26 protein-coding genes are annotated in these 23,907 nt (G+C 32.8%); 21 read left to right on the top strand and 5 right to left on the bottom strand.

The genetic code is table 11. The features are described from left to right. Positions 1-110 precede the first annotated feature (110 nt). The 21 genes from AC061C_RS01025 (at position 111) to AC061C_RS00925 (ending at position 19,969) form a co-directional block, all read left to right on the top strand. On the top strand, positions 111-2,561 hold the full coding sequence (locus AC061C_RS01025) for a response regulator (RefSeq protein ID WP_478289652.1): 2,451 nt from the start codon (positions 111-113) through the stop codon (positions 2,559-2,561). 385 nt (positions 2,562-2,946) lie between these two features. Next, positions 2,947-3,141, top strand: a complete 195-nt coding sequence (locus tag AC061C_RS01020) for a hypothetical protein (protein ID WP_073355583.1) — start codon at positions 2,947-2,949, stop codon at positions 3,139-3,141. Positions 3,142-3,716: 575 nt separating this feature from the next. Continuing rightward, entirely contained in the window at positions 3,717-4,079 is a 363-nt protein-coding gene (locus AC061C_RS01015; RefSeq protein ID WP_417971291.1) for a DUF892 family protein, read from the top strand. Next, positions 4,079-5,461: an NAD-dependent succinate-semialdehyde dehydrogenase gene (locus AC061C_RS01010; RefSeq protein WP_478289651.1), complete on the top strand. Its 1,383-nt coding sequence runs from the start codon at positions 4,079-4,081 to the stop codon at positions 5,459-5,461. The genes AC061C_RS01015 and AC061C_RS01010 overlap by 1 nt, the downstream gene beginning before the upstream one ends. Positions 5,462-5,935: 474 nt before the next feature. After that, on the top strand, positions 5,936-7,027 hold the full coding sequence (locus AC061C_RS01005) for an alkene reductase (RefSeq protein ID WP_478289650.1): 1,092 nt from the start codon (positions 5,936-5,938) through the stop codon (positions 7,025-7,027). Between the two features lie 235 nt (positions 7,028-7,262). Then, positions 7,263-7,736, top strand: coding sequence for a Dps family protein (locus AC061C_RS01000; RefSeq protein ID WP_478289649.1), 474 nt, complete (start codon positions 7,263-7,265; stop codon positions 7,734-7,736). A gap of 13 nt (positions 7,737-7,749) precedes the next feature. After that, on the top strand, positions 7,750-7,878 hold the full coding sequence (locus tag AC061C_RS00995; RefSeq protein ID WP_478289648.1) for a hypothetical protein: 129 nt from the start codon (positions 7,750-7,752) through the stop codon (positions 7,876-7,878). 589 nt (positions 7,879-8,467) lie between these two features. Further along, positions 8,468-9,259, top strand: a complete 792-nt coding sequence (locus tag AC061C_RS00990; RefSeq protein WP_478289647.1) for an MlaE family ABC transporter permease — start codon at positions 8,468-8,470, stop codon at positions 9,257-9,259. A 1-nt stretch (position 9,260) separates the two neighbouring features. Further along, positions 9,261-10,031, top strand: a complete 771-nt coding sequence (locus AC061C_RS00985) for an ABC transporter ATP-binding protein (protein WP_478289646.1) — start codon at positions 9,261-9,263, stop codon at positions 10,029-10,031. 18 nt (positions 10,032-10,049) lie between these two features. Continuing rightward, the gene (locus tag AC061C_RS00980) at positions 10,050-10,934 is read left to right on the top strand and encodes an MlaD family protein (RefSeq protein WP_478289645.1); all 885 of its coding nucleotides are present in this window, start codon (positions 10,050-10,052) and stop codon (positions 10,932-10,934) included. Positions 10,935-11,118: 184 nt separating this feature from the next. Further along, positions 11,119-11,886 carry a DUF4382 domain-containing protein gene (locus tag AC061C_RS00975; protein WP_478289644.1) on the top strand — a complete coding sequence of 256 codons (768 nt, stop codon included), beginning with the start codon at positions 11,119-11,121 and terminating at the stop codon, positions 11,884-11,886. A 627-nt stretch (positions 11,887-12,513) separates the two neighbouring features. Next, positions 12,514-12,975: a sll1863 family stress response protein gene (locus AC061C_RS00970; protein WP_478289643.1), complete on the top strand. Its 462-nt coding sequence runs from the start codon at positions 12,514-12,516 to the stop codon at positions 12,973-12,975. 194 nt (positions 12,976-13,169) lie between these two features. Next, the gene (locus AC061C_RS00965; RefSeq protein ID WP_478289642.1) at positions 13,170-13,805 is read left to right on the top strand and encodes a porin family protein; all 636 of its coding nucleotides are present in this window, start codon (positions 13,170-13,172) and stop codon (positions 13,803-13,805) included. A 122-nt stretch (positions 13,806-13,927) separates the two neighbouring features. Then, positions 13,928-14,080 (top strand): lmo0937 family membrane protein, encoded by a 153-nt coding sequence (locus tag AC061C_RS00960; protein ID WP_139259470.1) that lies wholly within the window; start codon positions 13,928-13,930, stop codon positions 14,078-14,080. Positions 14,081-14,123: 43 nt separating this feature from the next. Further along, complete coding sequence (locus AC061C_RS00955; protein WP_417944540.1) at positions 14,124-14,276, top strand: lmo0937 family membrane protein; 153 nt, start codon at positions 14,124-14,126, stop codon at positions 14,274-14,276. A 31-nt stretch (positions 14,277-14,307) separates the two neighbouring features. Next, a complete protein-coding gene (locus tag AC061C_RS00950; protein ID WP_417944541.1) occupies positions 14,308-14,640 on the top strand; it encodes a YtxH domain-containing protein in 333 nt (110 codons plus the stop codon). 43 nt (positions 14,641-14,683) lie between these two features. Then, positions 14,684-15,031: a hypothetical protein gene (locus AC061C_RS00945; protein WP_478289641.1), complete on the top strand. Its 348-nt coding sequence runs from the start codon at positions 14,684-14,686 to the stop codon at positions 15,029-15,031. A 1-nt stretch (position 15,032) separates the two neighbouring features. Then, a complete protein-coding gene (locus AC061C_RS00940) occupies positions 15,033-15,383 on the top strand; it encodes a hypothetical protein (protein WP_478289640.1) in 351 nt (116 codons plus the stop codon). Positions 15,384-15,784: 401 nt separating this feature from the next. Further along, positions 15,785-17,209 carry an Ig-like domain-containing protein gene (locus AC061C_RS00935; RefSeq protein ID WP_478289639.1) on the top strand — a complete coding sequence of 475 codons (1,425 nt, stop codon included), beginning with the start codon at positions 15,785-15,787 and terminating at the stop codon, positions 17,207-17,209. Positions 17,210-17,303: 94 nt separating this feature from the next. Then, on the top strand, positions 17,304-19,331 hold the full coding sequence (locus AC061C_RS00930; RefSeq protein ID WP_478289638.1) for an OmpA family protein: 2,028 nt from the start codon (positions 17,304-17,306) through the stop codon (positions 19,329-19,331). Positions 19,332-19,489: 158 nt separating this feature from the next. After that, positions 19,490-19,969 carry a nuclear transport factor 2 family protein gene (locus AC061C_RS00925; RefSeq protein WP_478289637.1) on the top strand — a complete coding sequence of 160 codons (480 nt, stop codon included), beginning with the start codon at positions 19,490-19,492 and terminating at the stop codon, positions 19,967-19,969. A gap of 40 nt (positions 19,970-20,009) precedes the next feature. On the opposite strand, the gene AC061C_RS00920 is transcribed toward AC061C_RS00925, so the two are convergent. From AC061C_RS00920 to AC061C_RS00900, 5 genes are all read right to left on the bottom strand, one after another. After that, the gene (locus AC061C_RS00920) at positions 20,010-21,056 is read right to left on the bottom strand and encodes an o-succinylbenzoate synthase (RefSeq protein WP_478289636.1); all 1,047 of its coding nucleotides are present in this window, start codon (positions 21,054-21,056) and stop codon (positions 20,010-20,012) included. Between the two features lie 51 nt (positions 21,057-21,107). After that, the gene (locus tag AC061C_RS00915) at positions 21,108-21,464 is read right to left on the bottom strand and encodes a helix-turn-helix domain-containing protein (protein ID WP_478289635.1); all 357 of its coding nucleotides are present in this window, start codon (positions 21,462-21,464) and stop codon (positions 21,108-21,110) included. A gap of 5 nt (positions 21,465-21,469) precedes the next feature. Continuing rightward, positions 21,470-21,763, bottom strand: a complete 294-nt coding sequence (locus AC061C_RS00910) for a type II toxin-antitoxin system HigB family toxin (RefSeq protein ID WP_417944549.1) — start codon at positions 21,761-21,763, stop codon at positions 21,470-21,472. Positions 21,764-21,906: 143 nt separating this feature from the next. Next, positions 21,907-23,115 (bottom strand): tetratricopeptide repeat protein, encoded by a 1,209-nt coding sequence (locus tag AC061C_RS00905; protein ID WP_478289634.1) that lies wholly within the window; start codon positions 23,113-23,115, stop codon positions 21,907-21,909. Positions 23,116-23,225: 110 nt separating this feature from the next. After that, complete coding sequence (locus tag AC061C_RS00900) at positions 23,226-23,903, bottom strand: metal-dependent hydrolase (RefSeq protein ID WP_478289633.1); 678 nt, start codon at positions 23,901-23,903, stop codon at positions 23,226-23,228. Positions 23,904-23,907 lie beyond the last annotated feature (4 nt).

The following is a 23,907-nucleotide window of genomic DNA, read 5'->3' as shown; positions in this document are numbered from 1 at the left end:
AATGCCTTAAAAAGTCTTTATTTACTACTATTGCTACATTTAATATAGAATTGATTTTACAAAATCAATGTGAATTAGTTAAGAACAAAACTTTTATTTTACAATTAAAAATGAAAATAAACAGCCCTGTCAAAATTTTAATAGTTGACGACTTACCCGAAAATTTATTTGCTTTAGAAGTAATACTTTCTAATGAAAATTATTTATGCGTTAAAGCCAACTCGGGAAATGAGGCTTTAAAGATACTCATACACCAACAAGATTTTGCCATCATACTAATTGATGTTCAAATGCCTTTAATGGACGGGTTTGAAACGGTAGATCTAATCCGCCAGATTGATAAACTCAAACATGTACCTATTATTTTTTTAACAGCAAGTAATGATAATTCGTTACAAATTTTTAAAGGATACGAGGCAGGTGCAGTAGATTATATGATTAAACCGCTTTCGCCAGAAATTTTAAAGGCTAAAGTGGCTATTTTTGTAGATTTACATTTAAAAACACAAGAACTACTGGTTCAAGCAGAACAACTAAAAAAATTAAATACCGATCTTACTCAAGAAAAGTTACTTTCAGAATATACAATCAGTCTTATTGAAGCGAGTCATGATCCACTATTTGCAGTTAGTCCCGAAGGGAAAATAACGGATGTAAATAATGCATCTGTGCAAATAACAGGAATAGCCCGAATTAAATTAATAGGGACCGATTTTTATGATTATTTTACTGATTCAAAAAAAGGCCGTGAAGTGTATCAAACTGTATTTGAAAAAGGATTTGTAACAGATTGTCCACTAATTCTAAAACAAAAAAAAGGAGACTTGATTGATGTACTATTCAATGGATCTGTATATAAAAATGATGCAGAAAAGGTATTGGGTGTAGTCCTTGTTGCAAGAGATGTTACCGATCAAAAACACATTGCAAATGAATTAATTGAAGCTAAAATTTCGGCTGAATCTGCTAGAGGACATGCTGAACAGGCAAAAATTAGAGCAGAAAAAGCAACTAGAGTTGCAGAAGGTGCCATGCAATCAAAGCAACAATTTTTATCTAATATGAGTCATGAAATTCGTACTCCAATGAATGCCATCATTGGATTTACAAAGGTGATTATGAGGACTGATTTGACGACAAAACAAAATGAATACCTTAATGCTATCAAACTGAGTGGTGATGCTTTAATTGTACTAATTGATGACATTCTCGATCTTGCTAAAGTAGATTCTGGAAAAATGACATTTGAGAAAATTCCTTTCAAAATCAAGTCGACTGTTTCCGTAATGCTACAACTATTTGAACCTAAAATTTTAGAAAAAAACTTACAATTAATTAAAGAATACGATAATAAAATACCCGATTTCATAATTGGTGATCCTGTTAGGTTACACCAAATCATTCTAAATCTTGTGAGTAATGCTATTAAATTTACCAGCAAAGGAAAAGTTACTGTCGCTGTAGATTTATTTCAAGAAGATGAACACAATGTTGTTTTAAAATTTTCTATTAAGGATACTGGTATCGGAATATCTGAGGATAAAATTGGAAGTATTTTCGAAAATTTTCAACAAGCAACTAGCGGAACTTCTAGATTGTATGCCGGTACGGGTTTAGGACTAGCAATAGTAAAACAATTGCTCGAAGCACAAGGTGGTAGCATTTGTGTTGAAAGTACTTTACATGTAGGATCTACTTTTAGTTTTATGTTGAGTTTCAAAAAAACTAACGCTGTAGCAGAACTAGAAAATGAAATCATGGAGCTCGATTCGCAAATGAAAAATGTGAAGATATTAGTTGTTGAAGATATTACTTTGAATCAGATGTTGATGAAAACCATATTAGATGACTTTGGATTTGATTGTGAGATTGCCGAAAATGGTAAAATAGCTGTTGAAAAATTGAAAGAAAAAGAGTTTGATGTTGTACTTATGGATTTGCAAATGCCAGTAATGAATGGATTTGAAGCTACTGAATACATTAGAAATACAATGAAATCTTCGATCCCAATTATTGCATTAACAGCTGATGTCACGACAGTAGATTTAGAAAAATGTAAATTAGCAGGAATGGATGATTATCTTGTTAAACCAGTTGATGAAAAACTACTACACAGCAAAATAGTGAGCTTTTTATCTAAGCCAAAAATTATAGAAGTTATTGATGACATAGTAGAAAATGAAAATTCAAAAGAAGAAATAAGATATGTTGATTTAACGTACTTAAACCGACGTACCAAATCAAATCCTGAGCTAATGATGGAAATGATTTCAATTTATTTAGAACAAACTCCTCACCTATTAAATACAATTAAACAAAGTTTGAAAGAAGAGAATTGGACCTTATTAGGTGCTGCTGTTCATAAAATGCTACCTTCTTTTACAATTATGGGAATCCATCCAGATCATGAAAACGTTGCCAAAAAAATTCATGATTTTACAATAACAAAAGATAAAAACAATACTATTTATAGTTTAGTAACGCAATTAGATGAAATTTGTACGCAAGCTTGCTCTGAATTACAAGAAGAATTTAATACCCTACAAAATAGTTTGAAATAACTCTAGGAGCTACTTAACCAAGTTTTCATATTGAACAAAGAAATTTAACTTCATACACTCCTATTCTACTTTTTTGCTTCGTGATAAAAATACAATAAAAAGTATAAAATTAAGCAGAAATCCAACGCATCTCTTGCTTAATGCAAAAAACTATTTTGCTATATTTAATCCATTCATAACTAGTATTGCCTAGCAAAGAGTGTGAAAGATGTAAGTTTTATTAACAATTGTATAAGACTTTCAAAAGCGAATCGGAATACATTTGTCATGTAATTAGTACCACATTAAAAGGTGGTTCTAATAGTTTAGAAAGTTTCATTATTAAACAATTAGCTAATAATAAGAAACTTATGAAAATAAATATAAATCATAAAAACTAAAAATCATGAATTTAAAACGAATCTTTGGAGCGTTACTAACTGCTCTTGGAATAGGAGGTCTTATTTATACAGCGGTTATATTTGCTGGAACATCAGGTGAAACAAGAGATGTCAAATCACTAATTATCTACGGTATATTAGGAATTATTTTCTTTGTATCTGGAATTAGTTTAGTACGTACTACAAAAGATGAGTCATAAATTATATTAGCACTTGAATGATTCTTTTTCTTTAAAGCAATAGTCCATTCGAGCACAAATAAATTGATTACAATCTAGAACTTCCTTTTCACTATGTAAAAGGAAGTTTTTTTATTTATATAATTATCGTTTTTTTTGCATTACAGACCTTAAAATATCAAATATCGAGTCTATTTTTTATAACTCTTAGCGGATTGTTTTATCGCCTACAACTACTCTTATTTATTTATTTCTAGATTATTTTCCCTGAACACTAATTACATTTCAAAATAATCTATAAACTCACCAGATTTATAGAACTTTTCTTTTAAAATCCTCTAAAAAAAACTTACTTATATATCCCCTTTTATAAGTTGTATCACTAAAATTGTTCTTATTATTTTAGTAAATATAAATGAACTAAATACTTTGACAAGCTATGAAATAGTTAGGTTTTCATGCTGATTAATTTTAAAAGATTAGTTTAATAATATGTGAAAGATGTAATACATACGAGTAATTGTGTAATAGCTTAAAAGTAATATAATCCCAACTTTACACTATAGAATTAATGTTTTTTAATAAATTAAAAACAAATGAAAAGTACCATAACCAAAACGGACAAAAATGTCAGGCTAGAAAAAGGGAAAGGAAATTCAAATACAACATCCCCTGAAACAAGTGAAGGTTGTCGAAATATTTTTGTAGAGGAACTAAAAGAAATTTACTTTACAGAAAAAGCACTACTTATCTCTATTCCCGTACTGATTAAAAATGCTGTTACTGATGAGCTAGCTGATGCACTCAAAGTGCATCTGAGATTTACAATAGAACATATCAAACGTTTGGAAGATTTTTTTAATTCCATTGGCGAAAAACATATCATGCTACAATATGAAGCAATGTATGGTTTAATAACTCCCGAAAAAAATTCAATTAATCTTTCAAATAATAAATAATGGCTATTCAAACCGTTAATCCATTCACCAATAAAGTTGTACGCTCTTTTGAGGAAATGACTGATAAAGCTGTTGATATGTTGGTTGCACAATCTGCAAAAACATTCAATTCATGGAAAGAAACTAGTTATGAGCAACGAGCTCAAATATTGCACAAAGTAGCTGCTTTGATGCGTGAAAAAAAAGAATATCTAGCTAAAATAATAACACTGGAAATGGGTAAATTAATTGCTCAGGCCGAGGGTGAAATTCTATTGAGTGCTGATATTTTTGATTACTATGCCACGCACGCCTCAGAATTTTTAGCAGACAAAGAGTTAAAACCTGAATTTGGAAGTGCCCTCGTCCGTTGTAGTCCCATCGGTGTACTATTGGGCGTTCAACCATGGAATTTTCCGTTTTATCAAGTAGCACGTTTTGCTGCTCCAAATATTATGGTTGGAAATACAATTGTTGTAAAACACGCATCAATGGTTCCTCAATGCGCCATTGCTATTGAAGATTTGTTTAACGAAGTTGGAGCGCCAAATGGTCTTTATACTAATCTTTTGATTTCTGGAAAAAGAGCAACAGCTTTAGTTGCAGACAAAAGAATAAAGGGAGTTTCACTAACCGGAAGTGAGGAGGCTGGTGCAAGTATAGCATCTGAAGCCGGAAAATATTTAAAGAAATCAGTATTGGAATTGGGTGGTAATGATGCTTTCATTATTCTTGAAGATGCAGACATTGACAAAGCTGTAGAATGCGCAGTTGTAGGTCGAATTAATAATAATGGTGAAAGTTGTGTAGCGTCTAAAAGATTTATAGCTGTAGAAGCAATTGCAGATGAATTCCTTGAAAAATTCAAAGAAAAAATGTCCAACTTAATTGTTGGTGACCCGATGAACTCCAAGACAGAATTAGGACCGATGAGCAGCGAAGCTGCTGCTGTACATATTGTAGATCAAATTAGGAAATCTGTTGATGCTGGAGCAACCATTTTGCTTGGTGGAACTCGCTCTGATCTTCCTGGGGCTTTTGTTCAACCTACTATTTTAACAGATTTGAATCCAGAAATTCCTGCGTATTATGAAGAAATATTTGGTCCTGTGGCTTCTTTCTACAGAGTCATCGATGAAGAAGCAGCAATAACATTGACAAATGATTCCAGTTTTGGGCTAGGTTGCTCCATATTTACGCAAGATATAGAACGAGGGAAACGTATCGCTGATAAAATTGATACTGGAATGGTATTTATTAATCAGCCAACTTCCACCCAACCTGATCTGCCTTTTGGAGGGACTAAAAATTCTGGTTACGGCAGAGAATTATCTGAATTAGGAATTCATGAATTTGTAAACAAGAAACTCATTCGCATTAGCGGCCTTTCAAATCCTATGTAGTTTTTATAAGAATATAAAATTATTTTGTTAGGTAGCGTTTTTCTGATTTGCCAGATTGGCGTAACGGCATCAAGAACATAGGGGTTTTCCAATCTTCCGCCTATGACCAACGAAGCGGTACACGAGCTTGATACCCGTTAATCAGAATAAAAAAGGAATGTTGCCTAACATAATTTTATCACTAAAGTTTTGAAATATAAAATTTAACACAGATTTCGTTTTAATTATTTTTAATAAAAACCATGCTAGTTCAACATTTCATCTTTGGTAGAGAAATTAGCGACGTTAAAATGAACAGTAAAAATAATATGCAAATAAAGAGAAAGAAAACTGTAGCATTAGATTTTTAAAAAAATGTTTTTCCAAAAAAAATAAAAATTAATAGTGTTGTTACAATACCTCAATTTATTTAGACGGTATTTTTACTTAATAAAACACAAGTATTTTGATAGTAATAAATAATTAAAAAAAGACATGAAAACATACGAGCTATTTACATTAAAAAAACTGGGGTCTATTGATTTGAAAAACCGAATTGTTATGGCACCAATGACAAGATGTCGAGCTATTGACAATATTCCCAATGACTTGATGGCCGAATATTACAAACAACGTTCCAATGCCGGATTAATCATAACTGAAGGTACTTCTCCATCTCCAAATGGGCTTGGTTATGCCAGAATTCCAGGTATATTTAGTAAAGTACAAGTAGAGGGTTGGAAAAAAACAACCAAAGCCGTTCATGAAAACGGTGGGAAAATAATTATCCAATTAATGCACTCCGGAAGAATAAGTCATCCGTTGAATATGCCTGTAGAATCTCAAATTCTTGCTCCTTCTCAAGTGAAAGCTGCTGGACAAATGTGGACCGACTTGAAAGGCTTACAAGATTTTTCAGTACCGAAAGAGATGACCGAACAAGATATTTTACATGCAAAAACTGAATATGTGGCTGCAGCTGAAAATGGCTTATTTGCAGGATTTGATGGTGTCGAATTGCATGGTGCCAACGGGTATTTGTTAGAAGAGTTTCTTTCGCCTGTAAGCAATATCCGTACGGATCAATATGGCGGTAGCATTCAAAATCGATGCCGTTTTGTACTTGATGTAGTTGCCGCAGTTGCACAAGCTATTGGAAAGGAAAAAACAGGCATTCGTTTATCTCCCTACGGAGTAGCCAGTGATATGCCGCATTATCCAGAAATTCATGAAACATACGATTACCTTACTAAAGAACTTAATAAACTGGACATTGCCTATATTCATCTTGTAGATCATTCTGCAATGGGAGCACCTGCTGTTCCTAGGGAAATCAAGAAACTGATTCGTCATAATTTCAAGAATACGTTGATTCTTTGTGGCGGTTATGATAAAGAAAGCGCCGAGGCAGCCATTGAAAGTGGGCTTACCGACCTTGTTGCTTTTGGACGTCCTTTTATTAATAATCCTGACTTGGTAGAACGATTTAAAAATGATTGGCCTTTATCCGAAGATCTTAAAACGGATTTATTTTATTCGGCAGATGAAAAAGGATATACTGATTATCCGATTCATAATACACTGTAGTAGAATGATCACACCTAATAAATATTGAATATTTGTCTTTTAAGAAAAAAAATAGTGTGTGAATAATGAAACTTATTATATAAATTTTATAATTTTTTTCAGATGAATAAAATGAACTTTGTAATGTAAAATTTTAGTCTTAATTGCAATACCCTATTTTGAGAATTCAAAAGAAAAGAATTACACTAAATCGTATTTAAGGACAAAAATTAAACATTAATAAAATTCAGAAATTATGAAATTACAAATAGGAATTACACAAGAACATTTAAATAACAGTATTGCTATCTTATCGTCGATTTTAGCTAATGAAATGACATTATACGTAAAATTACGAAAATTTCATTGGAATGTTTGTGGGGAGAGTTTTATGGAATTTCATAAATTATTTGAAGCTCAATATACAGAACTTGAAGCATCAATTGATAATGTTGCTGAACGTATAAGCAAGCTGGGTGGAAAATCCATAGGAACTATGAAAGAGTTTGCCGATTTAACAATCATTAAAGAGTCGCCTAATCACTACCCAACTCAAAAAGAGATGGTAAAAGAATTATTAGGAGATCATGAAACTATTATCGTTCATTTAAGAAAAGATGTTGATACTAGCACCGATGAAAATAAGGATGCCGGTACCGCTGATTTCTTGACTGGCTTGATGGAAGCACACGAAACAATGGCATGGACACTAAGAAGATATTTAGAATAATAATAAAAATTATATGGAAAATTCAACAAACGAAGTATGTATTGCTTCCAGAAGTTATTGCAGAGTAGGTAAAATTACTCCAAAAAGAAATTTTGAAGTACCAAGATTAGTACTAGAATCAGAAACTCAAAGTAACAATTAATTTAAGTGGCCGATTTTAAGTAATACCAAAAAATAGTGTTTTCCTGAAATAATTACCCTGTTTTTTTATTGAATAGAACCATTTGAACACTTTTTGAAACTGTTGTTAAAAACAGTCTATAAATATTTTTTTAATGGTTTTATTTTTTTCTTTTTCACTACTAAAAAATACCACAATACAAGAACATAGTTCTTAAGTTAGAAAATACAGATGCTTGTAGCATAATAATTTTTTCACAATGAAAAGATTTCATGATTTGCGAAAAATAAAAGGTTAGTTTGGTTTTGTTTATTTGGGGCTATTGTTTTAACAATAGCCTTTTTTTTGTTATTACTTTTTGGCAAAAAGCATTAGGCTTGATAGTACTGTTACAATTTCATTTTTTGCATCTGTGAATATTGAAACTATAGACAAGAGTTATGTAACAGCTATAGGGGTATTCCTAATTAAATTTGCAAAAAGACCTTTAAAAATAATACTTTATAGACTATTGTACATACTAGCTCAATAGCATACAATATCAAAGAGTAGTACTAATAGCGTAACAGGAGATTATTGATAATTAATACGCATTCAAAAAAAATTCTTAATGAATAAAACAATAACAGTCAGAAAAGAAAGTGTAACCAACTACCTGAAAGAAACTTTCGATGATGTGGGCAAAATCACAATATTCGGTGCGCGTTTTTTCAAGGAAGTATTAAAAACTCCATATGAATTCAAAGAATTTGTAAAACAGTGTTACGTAATAGGGTATAAATCCCTACCATTAGTAACGATTACTGGATTCATTATGGGTTTAGTACTCACATTACAATCAAGACCAACATTAGCCAAGTTTGGCGCAGAATCCTGGTTGCCAAGTATGGTTGCACTATCCTTAATAAGGGAAATTGCTCCAGTTATTACCGCACTGATTTGCGCAGGTAAAGTTTCCTCTGGTATAGGTGCCGAATTAGGATCTATGAAAGTTACGGAACAAATAGATGCTATGGAAGTTTCAGCTATAAACCCCTATAAATATTTAGTAGTTACACGTATTTTGGCCACTACACTTATGGTACCACTTTTAGTAATTTATGCCGATGGTATTGGGATCGTAGGCGGATACGTAGGAATAAATATTCACAGTGATGTTAATATGTTTCGGTACATTTCACAAGTTTTAGAATCTATTACGTTTTTAGATATTTTCCCAGCTACGATCAAAACATTTTTCTTTGGCTTTTTTATAGGAATGATTGGCTGTTACAAGGGATTTAATGCAGAAAATGGAACAGAAAGTGTTGGAAAAGCAGCAAATTCAGCTGTTGTGACTGCATCGTTAACAATATTTATTATTGATATGTTAGCGGTTCAAATAACTGATTTATTTCTTTAAAATGATACAAGAAACAACACCCCAAGCTCCACTTGCTGCAACAAATGAAACTGTTATAGAAATCAAGGATCTTTATAAAACCTTTGGCACTAACGAAGTATTAAAAGGAGTCACTTTCTCAGTAAAAAAAGGAGAAAATTTAGTGGTTTTAGGAAAATCAGGTTCTGGAAAATCAATCACAATAAAATGTGTTGTAGGTCTAGTAGGCGCTGATTCAGGAGTAATTAATGTTTTTGGCACTGATATTACCAAAATTGATACCAACGAACTCAATGAAATACGAGTTCGAATTGGTTTCCTTTTTCAAAATGCAGCATTATACGATTCCATGAGCGTACGAGAAAATTTGGCATTCACACTCAAGCGTCATGCAAAAGAATTATCGTCAGAAGAAGTTGAAAATCAGATAAAGGAAATCTTAGAAAATGTAGGTCTAAGTGAAGCGATAGATAAAATGCCATCTGAATTATCAGGAGGTATGCGTAAAAGAATTGGTTTGGCTAGAACTTTAATTTTAAAACCAGAAATCATCTTATACGACGAACCAACAACGGGACTCGATACTATTACTTCGAGGGAAATAAGCGAATTAGTATTAGAAATTCAAAAAAAGAATAAAACCTCTTCCATCATAATTACGCACGATATGGCTTGCGCAAAACATACTGCTGATCGTTTAGTAATTTTAAAAGAAGGTATAATACATGTGGAAGGAACCTACGAAGAATTAGAAAAAAGTGATGACGAATGGGTTCGATCTTTTTTTATATAACCAAAAAAACAAAATAAAATGAATAAAGAATCTGGATACCAATGGAAATTAGGAATGTTTGTAATTATTGGGTTGGTACTGTTTGTTACAACAATATATTTTGTTGGAAAACAGAAAAATTTATTTGGCTCTACATTTGAGTTGACTGCCAAATTTAATTCAGTAAACGGACTCGATGTCGGCAATAATGTTCGTTTCTCTGGTATCAATATCGGTACGGTAGAAGAAATAGAGTTTTTAACAGATACATCGGTGGTTATTAAATTAGTCATCAAAGAAGAAGTTCGTAAATACATCAAAAAAGATGCTATTGCAAGTATTAGTTCTGATGGTTTGATGGGTGATAAAGTACTTATAATTTCATCTGGTAAAAACTCCAATGTTATTGTAGAAGACAACGACAATATTGCCTCTAAACAAGCAATAGAAATGGATGACTTGATGGTGAGCGTTAAAAAAAGTGTAGATAATGCTGGAGTTATTACCGCAGAGCTTGCTCAGTTCAGTAGTAGCATGAATAATGGAAATGGTGCTTTATCCAGGTTGGTCTCCGATGAAGAGTTTGGAAATAGCATAAAAAAAATGGTTATTAATCTAGAAAATAGTTCTAACGAATTTTCAAAATTCACTATAAAAATGAATAATGGAAAAGGAGCTTTATCTAAATTAGTTAGCGATGAAAAAATGGGTTTAATGATAGATTCTACAATGACAAATGTGAAAACAGGAACCAAAGGTTTAAATGAAGTAATCGAAGCTGCCAAACACAATTTTCTACTGCGCGGATATTTCAATAAAAAGAAAAAGGCCGAAGATAAAAAATTGGAAGATTTAGAAGATCTGGAAGAAAATGAAATGAAAAAAGAACTCAATATGGGTGCCAAATTTGACACTATAAAGTAACCGTTCCATATCGTAGCAATTGTATTTTAAAAGATATCAATCACCATTTGCTTTTTTGAAATATCATCTTAGATTAAGTACAAGTGACAATTATACAACTTTAAACTATAGTTCTATAACACAATATCTTGGTTCGAAAAGTACCTTTACTTAAGTATTAATAGAATACCTAAAGTAAAAAATTATGAAAAAAATAAAATTTATCCTGCCTTTCCTATTACTTGGAGCAATAATTTACTCTTGTAATAATGATGATGATGCAAATGCTAGTTACCCTTATGCCGTTCGATTAACAGATGCACCTGGGCCGTATGACGAAGTAAATGTAGACGTACAAGGTGTAGAAGTTACAGGTGATGGTGGAAAAATTGTCTTACTGAATGTAAAAAAAGGAATCTATAATTTATTGGAATTCTCTAATGGTGTAGATACTTTACTGGCTACTGATTCACTTGAAATTTCTTCAGTAAATCAAGTAAGACTTATTTTAGGTCCAAATAATACAGTAGTTCTAGACGGTGTAAGTTACCCATTAAGTACTCCAAGTGCAGAGCAAAGCGGATTAAAAATAAAAGTTAATAACAAACTTCAAGACGGTATTTTGTATACCGTTCTTTTAGATTTTGACGCTAATAAATCTATTGTGAAGCAAGGAAATGGAACCTACTCATTGAAACCAGTGATTAGAACCATCGAACAAGCAATCAGTGGTACAGTAAAAGGTAAAATTACTCCAGTAGGAACTATGGCCGTTGTTGAAGCAACTTCTGCAAGTGGTGTAAGTTATACCAGTAATGTAAATGATAATGGCGATTTTATGGTAATGGGTCTTCCTCCAGGAACATACAAAATTACGATCACACCATCACTTCCATTATTGCCAGTAGTTAAAACTGATGTAGTAATTACAGCAGGTCAAATTACCGACATAGGTTCTTTCATTATAATTTAAAGAATGAAGTTGACAATGTCTTTTTAAATTTTATAAAGATGTTGACTCCAGGAATTAAAAATCTAAAATCGTTAAAAACGACATCTACTTATAGAACGTTTTTAATGATTTTTTTGCTTACCAAAAACTGAATCTTTATACTTAAATTATAGCGTCAGTTAATACATATTATATTCCTTTTAATCAATATTTTGTATAATAAAATGTACAGATTTAAATTATGTGTTTTTTTGATAATCTGTAAATAATACAACTTATTCTAAAAGTTTTATAACTGAATTTTTGCCTCCATACCCCAACTTTGTACTAGTATTTTTTTTTAATTGACTGCTTAGAGAATTAAATTTCAATGGCCTGAAAATAAACATAATAGAAAAAATCGATTTAATTCAATACGACATATTGACTTTAAAAGTTTAAAAACAAAAAGCAATTCATTGAAAAAATAGAGCTTATCAGTTGTTGAAAAAATCGCAATTCGCTTATATGATTGATCACTGCTTTAAAAATAATTTATTACAATCGCCACTATTGTCTGCTACTTAGCAGTTCTATAAAACAGCAATTTACATGTGAACATACAAGACCCTTACGAACAAATTAAAACGAAACCTAAAATTAAATCAAATGAAAAAAACACTTTACACACTAGCAATTACAACCATTATGGCTGGAACCGTTTTGACCAGTTGTCAAAACACTACAAAAAAAGAGGAAGCTGCTCAAGATAATGTTGAAAATGCAAGAGAAAATCTTGATGACGCTAAAGAAGAACTCTCAGATGCGCGTAAAGAAGCGACTCATGAAGAATGGGACGCATTTAGAGCTAGCACAGATGCGACAATTACTGCCAATGAAAATAGAATATTGGATCTAAAAGCACGTATGAAAAATACAGGTAGTTCGATTGATACCGAATACGCTAGAAGAATTGCAGTATTAGAACAAAAAAATAACGACATGAAAGCAAAGATTGAAAGCTATAAAAAAGATTCAAAAGATGATTGGGAATCATTCAAGAAAGAATACAATCGTGACATGAATGAATTAGGCCAAGCTTTTAAAAACCTGACAGTAGATAATAAATAGAACTCTAAAAAGACGCGTTAAAAAACGCGTCTTTTTTTTGGTTTTGTGTTTTTTTATTTCCTTAAAAAAACTCATAATAATTGATACTAAAATGATTAAGGTGTGAATAATGTAAACTTAACCAAAAGTATTGTAACAATTACCTTATGTAAGATTCTGATATTTGTAGTGTAATAATTCAATAAAAAAACAAAATGAAAAATTCAAAAAAACTGATTTTCGCTTCATTAGCACTTAGCTTAATGACCTTTACAACTGTTCAAGCTCAAGAAGATGCAACGAAATTTGGGATAAAAGGTGGAGTAAACTTTTCTAACTTTTATACAGATGATGTTGATGATAATAATGTACTAACAGGATTTAATGTAGGACTTTTTGCTAAAATGCCTGTTTCAGAGAACATCTCTTTCCAAACTGAGATTTCGTACACAGGAAAAGGAGCTGAATTAGTTTATAATAATGCGTTAGTGAACGGAACAGCACAATTCAAGTTAAATTATATCGAAGTACCCCTTTTATTAGTGGTTAATCTTACCCAAAATTTAAACATTCATGCAGGTCCTTATGCTGCTTATTTAATTAGCGGTAAAACAACTAATAAATCTGATAGCGGTAGTTACAATTTTGAAGACAATGTAAATGTAGATGACTTCAATAGATTTGATGCTGGTTTAGCTGGAGGAGTTGGTCTTGATTTAGAATCCGTTAGTTTTGGAGTACGTTATAATTATGGTCTTACCAAAATTGGTAAAGACGACGCCAATAGTAATTTTACCTCGCCAGATGCTAAAAACAGTGTCTTGAGTGTATATGCTTCCTTTGCACTTTAAGCGTTTCACTACAAACGCCACTACATTAAATTAAAGTATAAAAAAACACAAGCATTCGCAGAATTTTAAAGGCTAATCGTTTGTGTTCAAAATAATTAACAACCACTTAAAAACTAGAAATCATGAGTAACCTTCTTTACACCATTGCAGTAATTTTAGTAATATTCTGGGCTATTGGGTTCTTTGCCTATAGCGCTGGGTCAATTATCCATATACTGCTTGTAATTGCAGTTATAGCAATCTTATTCAGACTTATATCAGGCAGAAAAGTCTAAGAAAAATAATAAAACAATTAATTAATCACTTAAATAAAAAAAAATGGGCAATCTTCTTTACACCATAGCAGTAATATTAGTAATCTTTTGGGCAATTGGATTCTTTGCATTCAGTCTTGGATCTATTATACACGTTTTACTTGTAATTGCAGTAATCGCAATATTATTCAGACTTATACAAGGTAGAAGTCTTTAAAACATAACATTTAACAATAAAATACAACATTATGAAATCAGATAAAATAATATTAGGAGTTTTAGGCGGAGTAGCTGTAGGAGCATTATTAGGCGTTTTGTTTGCACCTGAAAAAGGAGACAAAACAAGAAAGAAAATCATGGATAAAAGCAATGATTATGCTGATGAACTTAAAGACAAATTAGATACTTTACTTGGAACAATAAACAAAAAGTATGAAAAAATTTGGACTGAAGGTGAAACCTTATTAGCTCAAGGAAAATCAAAGTTCTATGATGTCAAAAATGATGGTGAAACGCTAATTGAAGAGGGTAAATCAAAATTTTATGATGCTAAAAATGAAATAAAAAATACTACTATATAAGTACTATTATAATTTCAATATTAAATTCATCTATAAAAATACCATGGAAGAGAACACATCAACAATAGAAATGCTTTTTGAAAGAGCAGAAGATTATACTAAAACAACCATTGATTTGGTAAAACTTACCGCAGTTGATAAAACCGCTGATGTACTTTCTTCATTAATTTCACGTTTAACCGTTTCTATTGTTTTTGTGCTGTTTGCCTTTCTGGCTAATATTGGCCTATCCTTATGGGTAGGAGAATTAGTTGGAAAAGTATATCATGGTTTTTTTATTGTTTCCAGTATCTATTTAGTCCTTGCAATTGTGTTATACATTGTAAAAGATAAAGTACTCAAAATGCCTATCAGCAACTTTATAATTGCTAAAATGCTTAAAAAAAGTTAATATGAAAAAGCAACAAGAGACCGAAATTCTTAAAGAAGCAATCGCGTTACTGAAAGTAAAACAAGCTGAAGATTTAATGCAACTTAAAGATCAGTATTACCATACGTATGAAAGTTTGAAACCGGTAAATCTTATAAAAAATGCTTTTGGGCAGCTTACTACTACCACAGAATTTAAAGGAAATATTTTTAACAGTGTTATTGGTATTGCATCAGGATACTTAACAAAAAAAGTTTTATTGGGTTCTACCCATAATCCTATTAAAAAGGTTCTTGGTACAATTTTACAATTTGCAATAACAAACTTTGTAAGTAAAAAAGCTGAAAATTATACCCTAGAAAAGCAACCTTAATTGCAACACATTATAAAGAATTAAAATTCATTAGAGGATAGCCACAAAAGCTATCCTCTTTTTTTTGGTTAAACTCAAATTAGAAATGGATGGAATTTTATTGATTAAACAAATTTCAATTTGCCCTGTATTTTTTCTTTGAATAGTAATTTCCAAAAAAAAAATACAAAAAATCAGCTTCAACAATACTATTTTCAATTTCGATCTTATAAACAAAAGATTCTTAAAATTTTACTCTTATTATTTTTTTATACAAGTAATTCATTATCAGTTAATTATAATGTTTAGACACGATAAATAAGTGAATCTTACTACTTCTATTTTTAATTGTATAACTCTTTTGCCTATCAACATAGTAACCTTTGTTGTGTAGAATACTTAATCTATTAAAATCAAAAAAAATGAAAACGAAAAATTTACTATCAACATTTGCAATACTATTTATTGCTTTAATTTCTGGATGTGCAGAAGACGATTTTATAGAAACAGTAGGTATTTGTCCAGTTGTAGAATCTAGAATTCCAGCTCCTGGAGCTACAGGTGTTTCTTTGAATCAGAAAATTTCAGCAACCTTTAATAAGGAAATGGATCCAGCAACCTTTATTGTTCCTGCTACTACATCATTTACGGTAGAAACGGGCGGTACAACAATAAACGGTGTTGTTACTTATTCCGGTCTTGTTGCTACATTTTCCCCAAGCACTCTACTTCTCGCTACTACAGAATATACAGCAAGAATCAAAACTACAGCTAAAGATTTAGCGGGTAATGCTTTGCAAACAGAATATGTATGGAAATTCATAACTGGTGTAGCACCATTTGTGGTTAGCACTGACCCTGCTCCGCTTGCAACTAATGTTCCATTAAATAAAACAATTACTGCACTATTTAACATGGCTATGGATCCGGCAACCTTGATTGATCCTGCTACTACATTTACAGTAAAAGATGATTTAAATAACAATGTTGCTGGTGTAGTTACCTATTCTGGATTAACTGCTTCATTCAAGCCAAATTCTTTATTATTAGCTGGAAAAACATACACTGCTACTGTATCTACAGCAGCTAAAAATGTGGCAGGTGTGCCAATGGCAATTGCAAAGGTATGGAGCTTTTCTACAGGTGTTACGACTGCTTTACCACCTGGTGGTTCAACTTTAGGAGTTTTCGGAGGAAGTGCAGGAATAACTAATCAAGGATTATTTACACGAATTAACAATGGAAGTATTAGCACAACTGCTGCTGCAACGCTAGTAACAGGATTTCACGATGTTCCAAACAATATCGATTACACTGTTACACCACTTAATAGAGGGCTTGCAAATGGCGGAATTATAGTTGGTACAGCTGCAAATCCTGATTATAACACAGCATTAGCACTTTATAATAGTATTTCTCCAGCTTCAAAACCAGGAGGTGCAGTCCTTGGTACTGCAGATCTTGGTGGACAGATTTTAGCTCCAGGTATTTACACCTCTGCAAGTACAATCAATATCACAAGTGGGGATTTAACACTTAACGGTGGTCCAAATGATGTTTGGATCTTCCAAGCAGGATCATCATTAACAGTGGGAGCAGTATTGCCGAGAAGTATAAAATTGACAGGTGGAGCTTTAGCTAGCAACGTATTTTGGTATGTAAAAGAAACAGCAGTAATCAACTACGCAGGTGGTGGAGTTATGGTTGGAACTATAGCAGCTAATTCTGGTATAACATTATCTAACCCAGCTAATAGTACAAATGCTGCTGTAACTACTTTAAATGGTAAAGCCATTTCAATAGTTGCTTCAGTTACTATGGTAAATACTGTTATTAACATCCAATAATTAGATACAAAGTAGGTTGGTTTAAATTTAAATAATTACATCCCGTCTTAGGGCGGGATTTACCAAAAAAATGAATAATTTAAAATATAAAAAAATGGAATCAAAAACTAAATATAATCAGAAACCATCTTCTGTATGGTCCCCTATTAACATTACCAAAAGTGTTGCAATAGTTGCTTTATCTTGGTTAAGTGTTCAAACAGTTCAAGCACAAGAAGTTAGAGCGATAAAATATGCTAAACCTTCTTGGTACTTTGGGGTTGCAGGTGGAGCCAATTTTAATTTTTATCGTGGCTCAACAAATCAGTTGAATGCTGCTTTTACACCTCCTGCTACTTTTCATGATGGAGATGGAGTTGGACTTTTTATTGCGCCACTTTTAGAATATCGTCCTTCTACTTCAAGATGGGGAGTAATGTTACAAGCAGGTTATGATAGCCGTAGAGGATCTTTTGATCAGGTGCTTACCGCATGTGATTGTCCTGCAGACTTAAAAACAGATTTGAGCTATATTACCATTGAGCCAAGTGTGCGCTTTGCACCTTTTAAATCTAATTTTTATCTGTATGGAGGTCCACGTTTGGCTTTCAATATGGATAAATCTTTTACCTACCAGTTGGGTATAAATCCGGCTTTCCCAAATCAAGCACCTTCTGCTCCTGTTACGGGTGAATTTAGTGAAATTGAAGAAACTATTTTGTCCATGCAAATTGGTGCTGGTTTTGATATTCCACTTTCATCAGATCGCAACAAAACACAGTTTGTATTATCCCCTTTTGTTTCTTTCCAACCTTATTTTGGACAAAATCCACGTGCTACAGAAACTTGGAATATAACTACAATAAGAGCTGGAGTTGCACTTAAATTTGGACAAGGAAAAAACATTCAAGAAGCTACAGATTTAGTAAAAGACCGTGAAGTACAGTTCGCTGTAAATTCTCCTAACAATGTTCCTGGAGAAAGAAGAATGACTGAAATTTTCCCACTTAGAAACTATGTATTCTTTAATGAAGGTTCTACTGAAATTCCAAATCGTTATGTATCCTTAACAAAAAATCAAGTAAAGGATTTCAAAGAGGATCAATTGGAAACATTTGCTCCAAAAAATTTATCAGATCGTTCAAAACGTCAAATGACGGTGTATTACAACGTACTGAATATCCTTGGAGACCGAATGCAAAAAAATCCTTCAGCAACAATTACTTTGGTAGGTTCATCAAATAATAGTAATTCAGAGGGTCTTACAATGGCAGAATCTATTAAAACCTACTTGGTAAATACATTTGCAATCAATGCATCTAGAATTACTACAAAAGGTCAAAACAAACCCAATATACCATCTGAACAACCAGGAGGAACGCAAGAATTAGTGTTACTACGTGAAGGAGATCGCAGAGTTTCTATAGAAAGTAACTCTCCAGATTTATTGATGGAATTTCAAAGTGGTCCTAATGCACCATTAAAACCAGTGCAGATAATTGCATCACAGGAAGCCCCAGTTGAAAGTTATGTTACTTTTGATAATAAAGGAGCTGGAGAAGCCTTATCGTCATGGTCTTTACAATTAACAGACGAACAAGGAAAAACAAAATCTTTTGGTCCGTATACACAAGATGAGGTAAAAATTCCTGGAAAAATGATTTTAGAGTCTCGTCCAGAAGGAGATTATAAAGTAAAAATGATTGGTCAAACTAAAAGTGGAAAAATTGTAGAGAAAGAAACTACTGCTCATGTTGTGCTTTGGACTCCTGCAAAAATGGATGAAGGTACAAGGTATAGTATCATCTACGAATTTAATTCCTCAGAAGCAATTTCTATGTATGAAAAATATCTAACTGAAATTGTTACGCCTAAAATTCCTATGGGAGCAACCGTAATGATTAAAGGACATACAGATGTTATTGGTGAGGTGGCTTACAATCAAGAATTGTCTTTAGCTCGTGCCAATGATGTGAAAACCATCATTCAAAATAGCTTGAGTAAAGCTGGTAGAAACGATGTGAAGTTTGATGTCTCTGGTTATGGTGAGAACGAAAATAACGCACCTTTTGATAACAAAACTCCAGAGGAACGCTTTTACAACCGTACTGTTATAATTGATATAATACCTGTTGTAAAATAAGTTTATAAAATAATTTGAATTGATATTTTAAAAAAGGATAGCCCAAAAAGCTATCCTTTTTTGTTTTTATTAATAGCTTTCTTGTACATCGAACGTTTATTTTTTAAATAAATATGTGGTTTCGCAAGAAATTTAATAGTTTTACTAAAATTCATACTATGACTGATACCGAAAATACAATCACAAAATTTTATACTGCTTTTGCAAATAGTGACTTTAATAGCATGAGTCAATGTTACGCTGCCGATGCACAATTTAGAGACCCTGTTTTTGGCACTTTAACTGGTGATCAGATTTCTATGATGTGGAAAATGCTTTTAGAAAGAAGTAACGGTAATTTAAAAGTAATTTTTTCTGACTGTCAAGCCAATGAATTTATGGGCTCTGCTCTATGGCAGGCTACCTATATATTTAGTAAAACCAATAAAATGGTGGTCAATACTATTGCTGCTCAATTTCAATTTAAAAACGGTCTTATCATAAAGCATGTTGATGAATTTGACCTGTATAAATGGTCTAAACAAGCTTTTGGAGTTACAGGTTTTTTACTTGGATGGACAGGGTTTTTTCAAAAGAAAATTCAACAACAGGCGCAGGAATCCCTTCGTAAATACATCTCTAAACAATCAAAAGAATAATTTTTTTTGATTTATTAAAGAGCATTTTTTTTAAAATTATCTACATGAATTTTGAAAAATCAAAGTCCCAAGCTGTTGTTGGTTTATACCACAATTGACCTGTAGCAACAGTTAATGGACTATCAAAATTATTCGTATACAATGCTCCAGTTCCTAATCCCTGAGGCATTAAATTTTGCTGCAAATACGTCCATTGTGCTATGGCATTCAGTCCAATATTACTCTCCAAAGCTGAGGTTATCCACCACCCGATTTTATGCTTTTCAGCCAATGAAATCCACTCTTGTGTGCCACGAAAACCACCCACAAAACTAGGCTTCAAAATAATGTATTGCGGCTTGATTTTAGTCAATAATTGCTCTTTTTCCTGCATACCAAATACGCCAATCAACTCTTCGTCTAACGCAATAGGAAAAGGACTGGTTTTACACAACTCTGCCATCCTGTCAGTGTGATTTTTTTGTATCGGTTGCTCAATACTATGCAGCTTAAATTCAGATAGTTGAGTTAATCTATTTAAAGCTTCATTTTCATCAAAAGCACCGTTAGCATCTACCCGAATTTCGACTTGTTCCGGACTGAAATGTTCTCGAATAAAGCGCAATAATCGTAATTCTTGATCAAAATCTATAGCCCCAATTTTTAGTTTTACACAGGTAAAGCCCTCTTCTAATTTTTCCTCAATTTGTTGCTTCATAAAAGCCTCCTCACCCATCCAAACTAAACCGTTTATCACCATCGATTTTGAACCATGCGTAAAGGCCGAAGGAAAGAGTAAAAAAGGAGTTTCACTCACTAAAGATTGAAACGCCATTTCGATTCCAAATTGTATCGAAGGAAACTCTAATAACGCTTCCCATAACCTGTCTTTTCCAAGGTGAATATTGGCACAAGTCCATTGCAATTTTTCTTCATAATCTGGTCGATCATCAATACTCAATCCGCGCAGAATACCGCACTCTCCTATTCCTTTTTTACCGTCCTGTTCCAAGACAATAAACCAAGTTTCTTTTTCGGTCATAACGCCACGGGAAGTTCCTGATGGACGTTTAAAATGGAGCATGTATTTGTGGTAGGTTGCTTTCAAAATTATGAATTATAAATTGTGAATTATGAATTGGAATAAACTTAATCAATTTTAATACGCTTGTATCAAAACATCTGTAGGAATGTTTAACTGCTCGTGCAATTGACGGATCATTTCCAATGAAAGTTTTCGTTTGCGATTTAAGATTTCGCTCGCACGACTTTTTAAACCAACAATATTCGCTAAATCATTTTGATTGTATCCCATTTGCTCCATTCTGAATTTTATTGCTTCAATTGGATCTGGCATGCCTACAGGGAAATGTTCATTCTCGTATTGGTCGATTAAAATTCCAAGCACTTCTAATTCGTCGCCTTCAGACGAGCCTTTTTTCGCATCAAAAATAACTTCCAGTCTTACAAGAGCTTGATTGTAATCGTTTTCTGTTTTTATCGGTTTAATTTCCATCGTAATTAAATTTTGTTGGCGTCAATTTTATCATATTCTGCATGCGTTCCAATAAACCGAATCCAAACCATTTGATAATCAAAATTTATTTTTACTATTAATCGGTACTTATTCCCTTTGATATTGAAAACAAATCGATTATCATTCAATATACTCGCACTTGGATATTGCTGTTTTATCATATTTGGATTTTCCCATTCTGCTTTGCTACTTTCCTGAAACCAAGATTTTAACTGCTGTTCGCAATCAGTATGCACGATCCAGAAATCCCTCAATATTTTTTTCGCAATTACCCTCAAATTCAATTTATTTTACAAAGATACTTAAAAAGTTCCCGTTTTGGGAATATATTTTTTTAACACTAGAATTATAACAAAAAATGCTTGATTTAATAATTACTTCTTTAAAACAGATAAACCATTTTAGTTTTTAAAAAATTAACTTATCGCTCCATCAACTTCAAAACTCTTTCAAAATTTTTTGAAGGAATTCCTGCCTTTTTGAAAGCGACAAAATCTTGTTTTACTTCTTGAGTCCAACTCAAGCTATCCGTTACGTTTTGAGACTGATACTCCTTATAAATGGCTTTTGCTGACGAATAATTATCATTCAATAAATAGGCATGCGCCAAATTTAATTTGATCAACAACTCCGTATCATCGAGCTTCTCGCCTTCTCTCAGGAATTTAATCGCTTTCCCGTATTGCTTCGTCAAAAGATAACTGCTTCCTATGGCGTTGTAATCTAATGCAGTGGCTTTACCATCATTGATTATCGTTGTCAGTTTCTGAATTACTTCGCCTTGCTTTCCTTGCTTAGCTAATACAGCGGCTTGCTTGCGCAAATCGTCATACACACTTTTAGAAAGACTGCTTTGTCCAAAACAACTGTTCCCAAAATCCTTAAACGCTTTAGCACGCTCTACAGCCAATAATTTCTGAAATTCCTTAAATTTGTACTTGGCTTGGATTTTGTCGAGAATACAAACGCAAAAATCATCAGAATTAGTCATTTTTTGTGCCAAATTCGATGTTTTGCATTGATCAATAATTGCTTTTCTGTTTTCAACGGTCCAGCCACGACTGAGTTTGTTATCGACCCACGGCACGACTTCTAGAATAATTTTCTGGTTCATAATCCAGTTTTTACTTTCGAAACCAAACCATAAATTCCTAAAACCAGATTGCATACAAGCTGATCTATCGGTCGAAATTAGCTTGGCATCTTTGCTCACCGGCGTATCTTGAATAAAACATGCATCATCTGTTTTTCCGCTTTCTTTGTATTTTGTAGCTAAGTCAGCGCCAGAAAAAACAGCATACTTGCATTTGTCATCCCCTGAGATCTTAGACACGATAAAAACCGCTCCTGCCGATCCTTGACTAATTCCTGTTGGGTCCGGAATCGCTTTTAAAACCGAAACTAAACTACTCGCCATTTGCTGGTTTTTGTCCAAAAGCGTTATTCTATAAACGACTTCAGTAGTTCCCTCAGGAAAATCTTGGGTTTTTATGATGATTCTGTCTCTTGCGGAAACCGTAATTTCTTCGGTTGTAGCGCGAATTTTATCCCAATAGCCCTCTTTTTGAGCAGCGCTCGTTTGAAATGCGAGTGCAGTTAGGAGTAGAAAAATTCCTTTTATACTATTCATGTTCTTGATTAAAATGATTTTTTAGCCCTGATAGAAACGGTATCCTTTACTTGCTTTCTTTAAGCAAGTAAAGATACAAGTGAATAGCAGGAGATTGCTCCAAATAAAAACTACAACTCTATAGAACTTCCTATTTCAAGCAACATCAAATCTTTTCCTTTATTAAAGAATTTACGAATGGATTCCTCGTGGTCGATTTCGATATACCCGAAAGTATCGTAATGGTAGCCCAAAATTTTATCGCAATCCAAGAAATCTGATGCTATAATCGCATCTTCTACATCCATGGTAAAATTATCGCCTATCGGCAAAATTGCTAAATCAAGTTTAGTACGCATCGGAATAAGTTTCATGTCCATTGTCAGCGCTGTATCGCCCGCAATATAGATGTTTTTATGCTCGCCTTCAATGACAAAACCACCTGGATTCCCGCCGTAACTGCCGTCGGGAAACGAACTGGAATGAATGGCATTTACATATTTCAGTTTTCCAAAATCAAAATTCCAACTTCCTCCGTGATTCATGGGATGCGATTGAAAGCCTTTTGCGCCATAATAACCTGCAATTTCAGCATTGGAAACAATTATTGCATTCGTTCTTTTGGCGATTGCCTCGACATCCAGAATGTGGTCTCCGTGAGCATGTGTTAGTAAAATATAATCCACCTGAAGGCTATTGATGTCAATGTGAGCCGCTTTTGGATTAGCCGAAATGTAAGGATCCACTAGAATGTGCTTGCCACCTACTTCTATCCCTAATGAGGCGTGGCCGTAAAATGTTATTTTCATCTTT

This window comes from Flavobacterium sp. GNP010, from assembly GCF_056428945.1.
This window is presented reverse-complemented; position numbering and strand designations above follow the sequence as displayed.

What these genes read in the sequence shown, in the direction of transcription:
- AC061C_RS01025 (WP_478289652.1), top strand. Translation starts at nt 111, where the DNA reads ATGAAAATAAACAGCCCTGTCAAAATTTTAATAGTTGACGACTTACCC.
- AC061C_RS01020 (WP_073355583.1), top strand. Translation starts at nt 2,947, where the DNA reads ATGAATTTAAAACGAATCTTTGGAGCGTTACTAACTGCTCTTGGAATA.
- AC061C_RS01015 (WP_417971291.1), top strand. Translation starts at nt 3,717, where the DNA reads ATGAAAAGTACCATAACCAAAACGGACAAAAATGTCAGGCTAGAAAAA.
- AC061C_RS01010 (WP_478289651.1), top strand. Translation starts at nt 4,079, where the DNA reads ATGGCTATTCAAACCGTTAATCCATTCACCAATAAAGTTGTACGCTCT.
- AC061C_RS01005 (WP_478289650.1), top strand. Translation starts at nt 5,936, where the DNA reads ATGAAAACATACGAGCTATTTACATTAAAAAAACTGGGGTCTATTGAT.
- AC061C_RS01000 (WP_478289649.1), top strand. Translation starts at nt 7,263, where the DNA reads ATGAAATTACAAATAGGAATTACACAAGAACATTTAAATAACAGTATT.
- AC061C_RS00995 (WP_478289648.1), top strand. Translation starts at nt 7,750, where the DNA reads ATGGAAAATTCAACAAACGAAGTATGTATTGCTTCCAGAAGTTATTGC.
- AC061C_RS00990 (WP_478289647.1), top strand. Translation starts at nt 8,468, where the DNA reads ATGAATAAAACAATAACAGTCAGAAAAGAAAGTGTAACCAACTACCTG.
- AC061C_RS00985 (WP_478289646.1), top strand. Translation starts at nt 9,261, where the DNA reads ATGATACAAGAAACAACACCCCAAGCTCCACTTGCTGCAACAAATGAA.
- AC061C_RS00980 (WP_478289645.1), top strand. Translation starts at nt 10,050, where the DNA reads ATGAATAAAGAATCTGGATACCAATGGAAATTAGGAATGTTTGTAATT.
- AC061C_RS00975 (WP_478289644.1), top strand. Translation starts at nt 11,119, where the DNA reads ATGAAAAAAATAAAATTTATCCTGCCTTTCCTATTACTTGGAGCAATA.
- AC061C_RS00970 (WP_478289643.1), top strand. Translation starts at nt 12,514, where the DNA reads ATGAAAAAAACACTTTACACACTAGCAATTACAACCATTATGGCTGGA.
- AC061C_RS00965 (WP_478289642.1), top strand. Translation starts at nt 13,170, where the DNA reads ATGAAAAATTCAAAAAAACTGATTTTCGCTTCATTAGCACTTAGCTTA.
- AC061C_RS00960 (WP_139259470.1), top strand. Translation starts at nt 13,928, where the DNA reads ATGAGTAACCTTCTTTACACCATTGCAGTAATTTTAGTAATATTCTGG.
- AC061C_RS00955 (WP_417944540.1), top strand. Translation starts at nt 14,124, where the DNA reads ATGGGCAATCTTCTTTACACCATAGCAGTAATATTAGTAATCTTTTGG.
- AC061C_RS00950 (WP_417944541.1), top strand. Translation starts at nt 14,308, where the DNA reads ATGAAATCAGATAAAATAATATTAGGAGTTTTAGGCGGAGTAGCTGTA.
- AC061C_RS00945 (WP_478289641.1), top strand. Translation starts at nt 14,684, where the DNA reads ATGGAAGAGAACACATCAACAATAGAAATGCTTTTTGAAAGAGCAGAA.
- AC061C_RS00940 (WP_478289640.1), top strand. Translation starts at nt 15,033, where the DNA reads ATGAAAAAGCAACAAGAGACCGAAATTCTTAAAGAAGCAATCGCGTTA.
- AC061C_RS00935 (WP_478289639.1), top strand. Translation starts at nt 15,785, where the DNA reads ATGAAAACGAAAAATTTACTATCAACATTTGCAATACTATTTATTGCT.
- AC061C_RS00930 (WP_478289638.1), top strand. Translation starts at nt 17,304, where the DNA reads ATGGAATCAAAAACTAAATATAATCAGAAACCATCTTCTGTATGGTCC.
- AC061C_RS00925 (WP_478289637.1), top strand. Translation starts at nt 19,490, where the DNA reads ATGACTGATACCGAAAATACAATCACAAAATTTTATACTGCTTTTGCA.
- AC061C_RS00915 (WP_478289635.1), bottom strand. Translation starts at nt 21,464, where the DNA reads ATGGAAATTAAACCGATAAAAACAGAAAACGATTACAATCAAGCTCTT.
- AC061C_RS00905 (WP_478289634.1), bottom strand. Translation starts at nt 23,115, where the DNA reads ATGAATAGTATAAAAGGAATTTTTCTACTCCTAACTGCACTCGCATTT.
- AC061C_RS00900 (WP_478289633.1), bottom strand. Translation starts at nt 23,903, where the DNA reads ATGAAAATAACATTTTACGGCCACGCCTCATTAGGGATAGAAGTAGGT.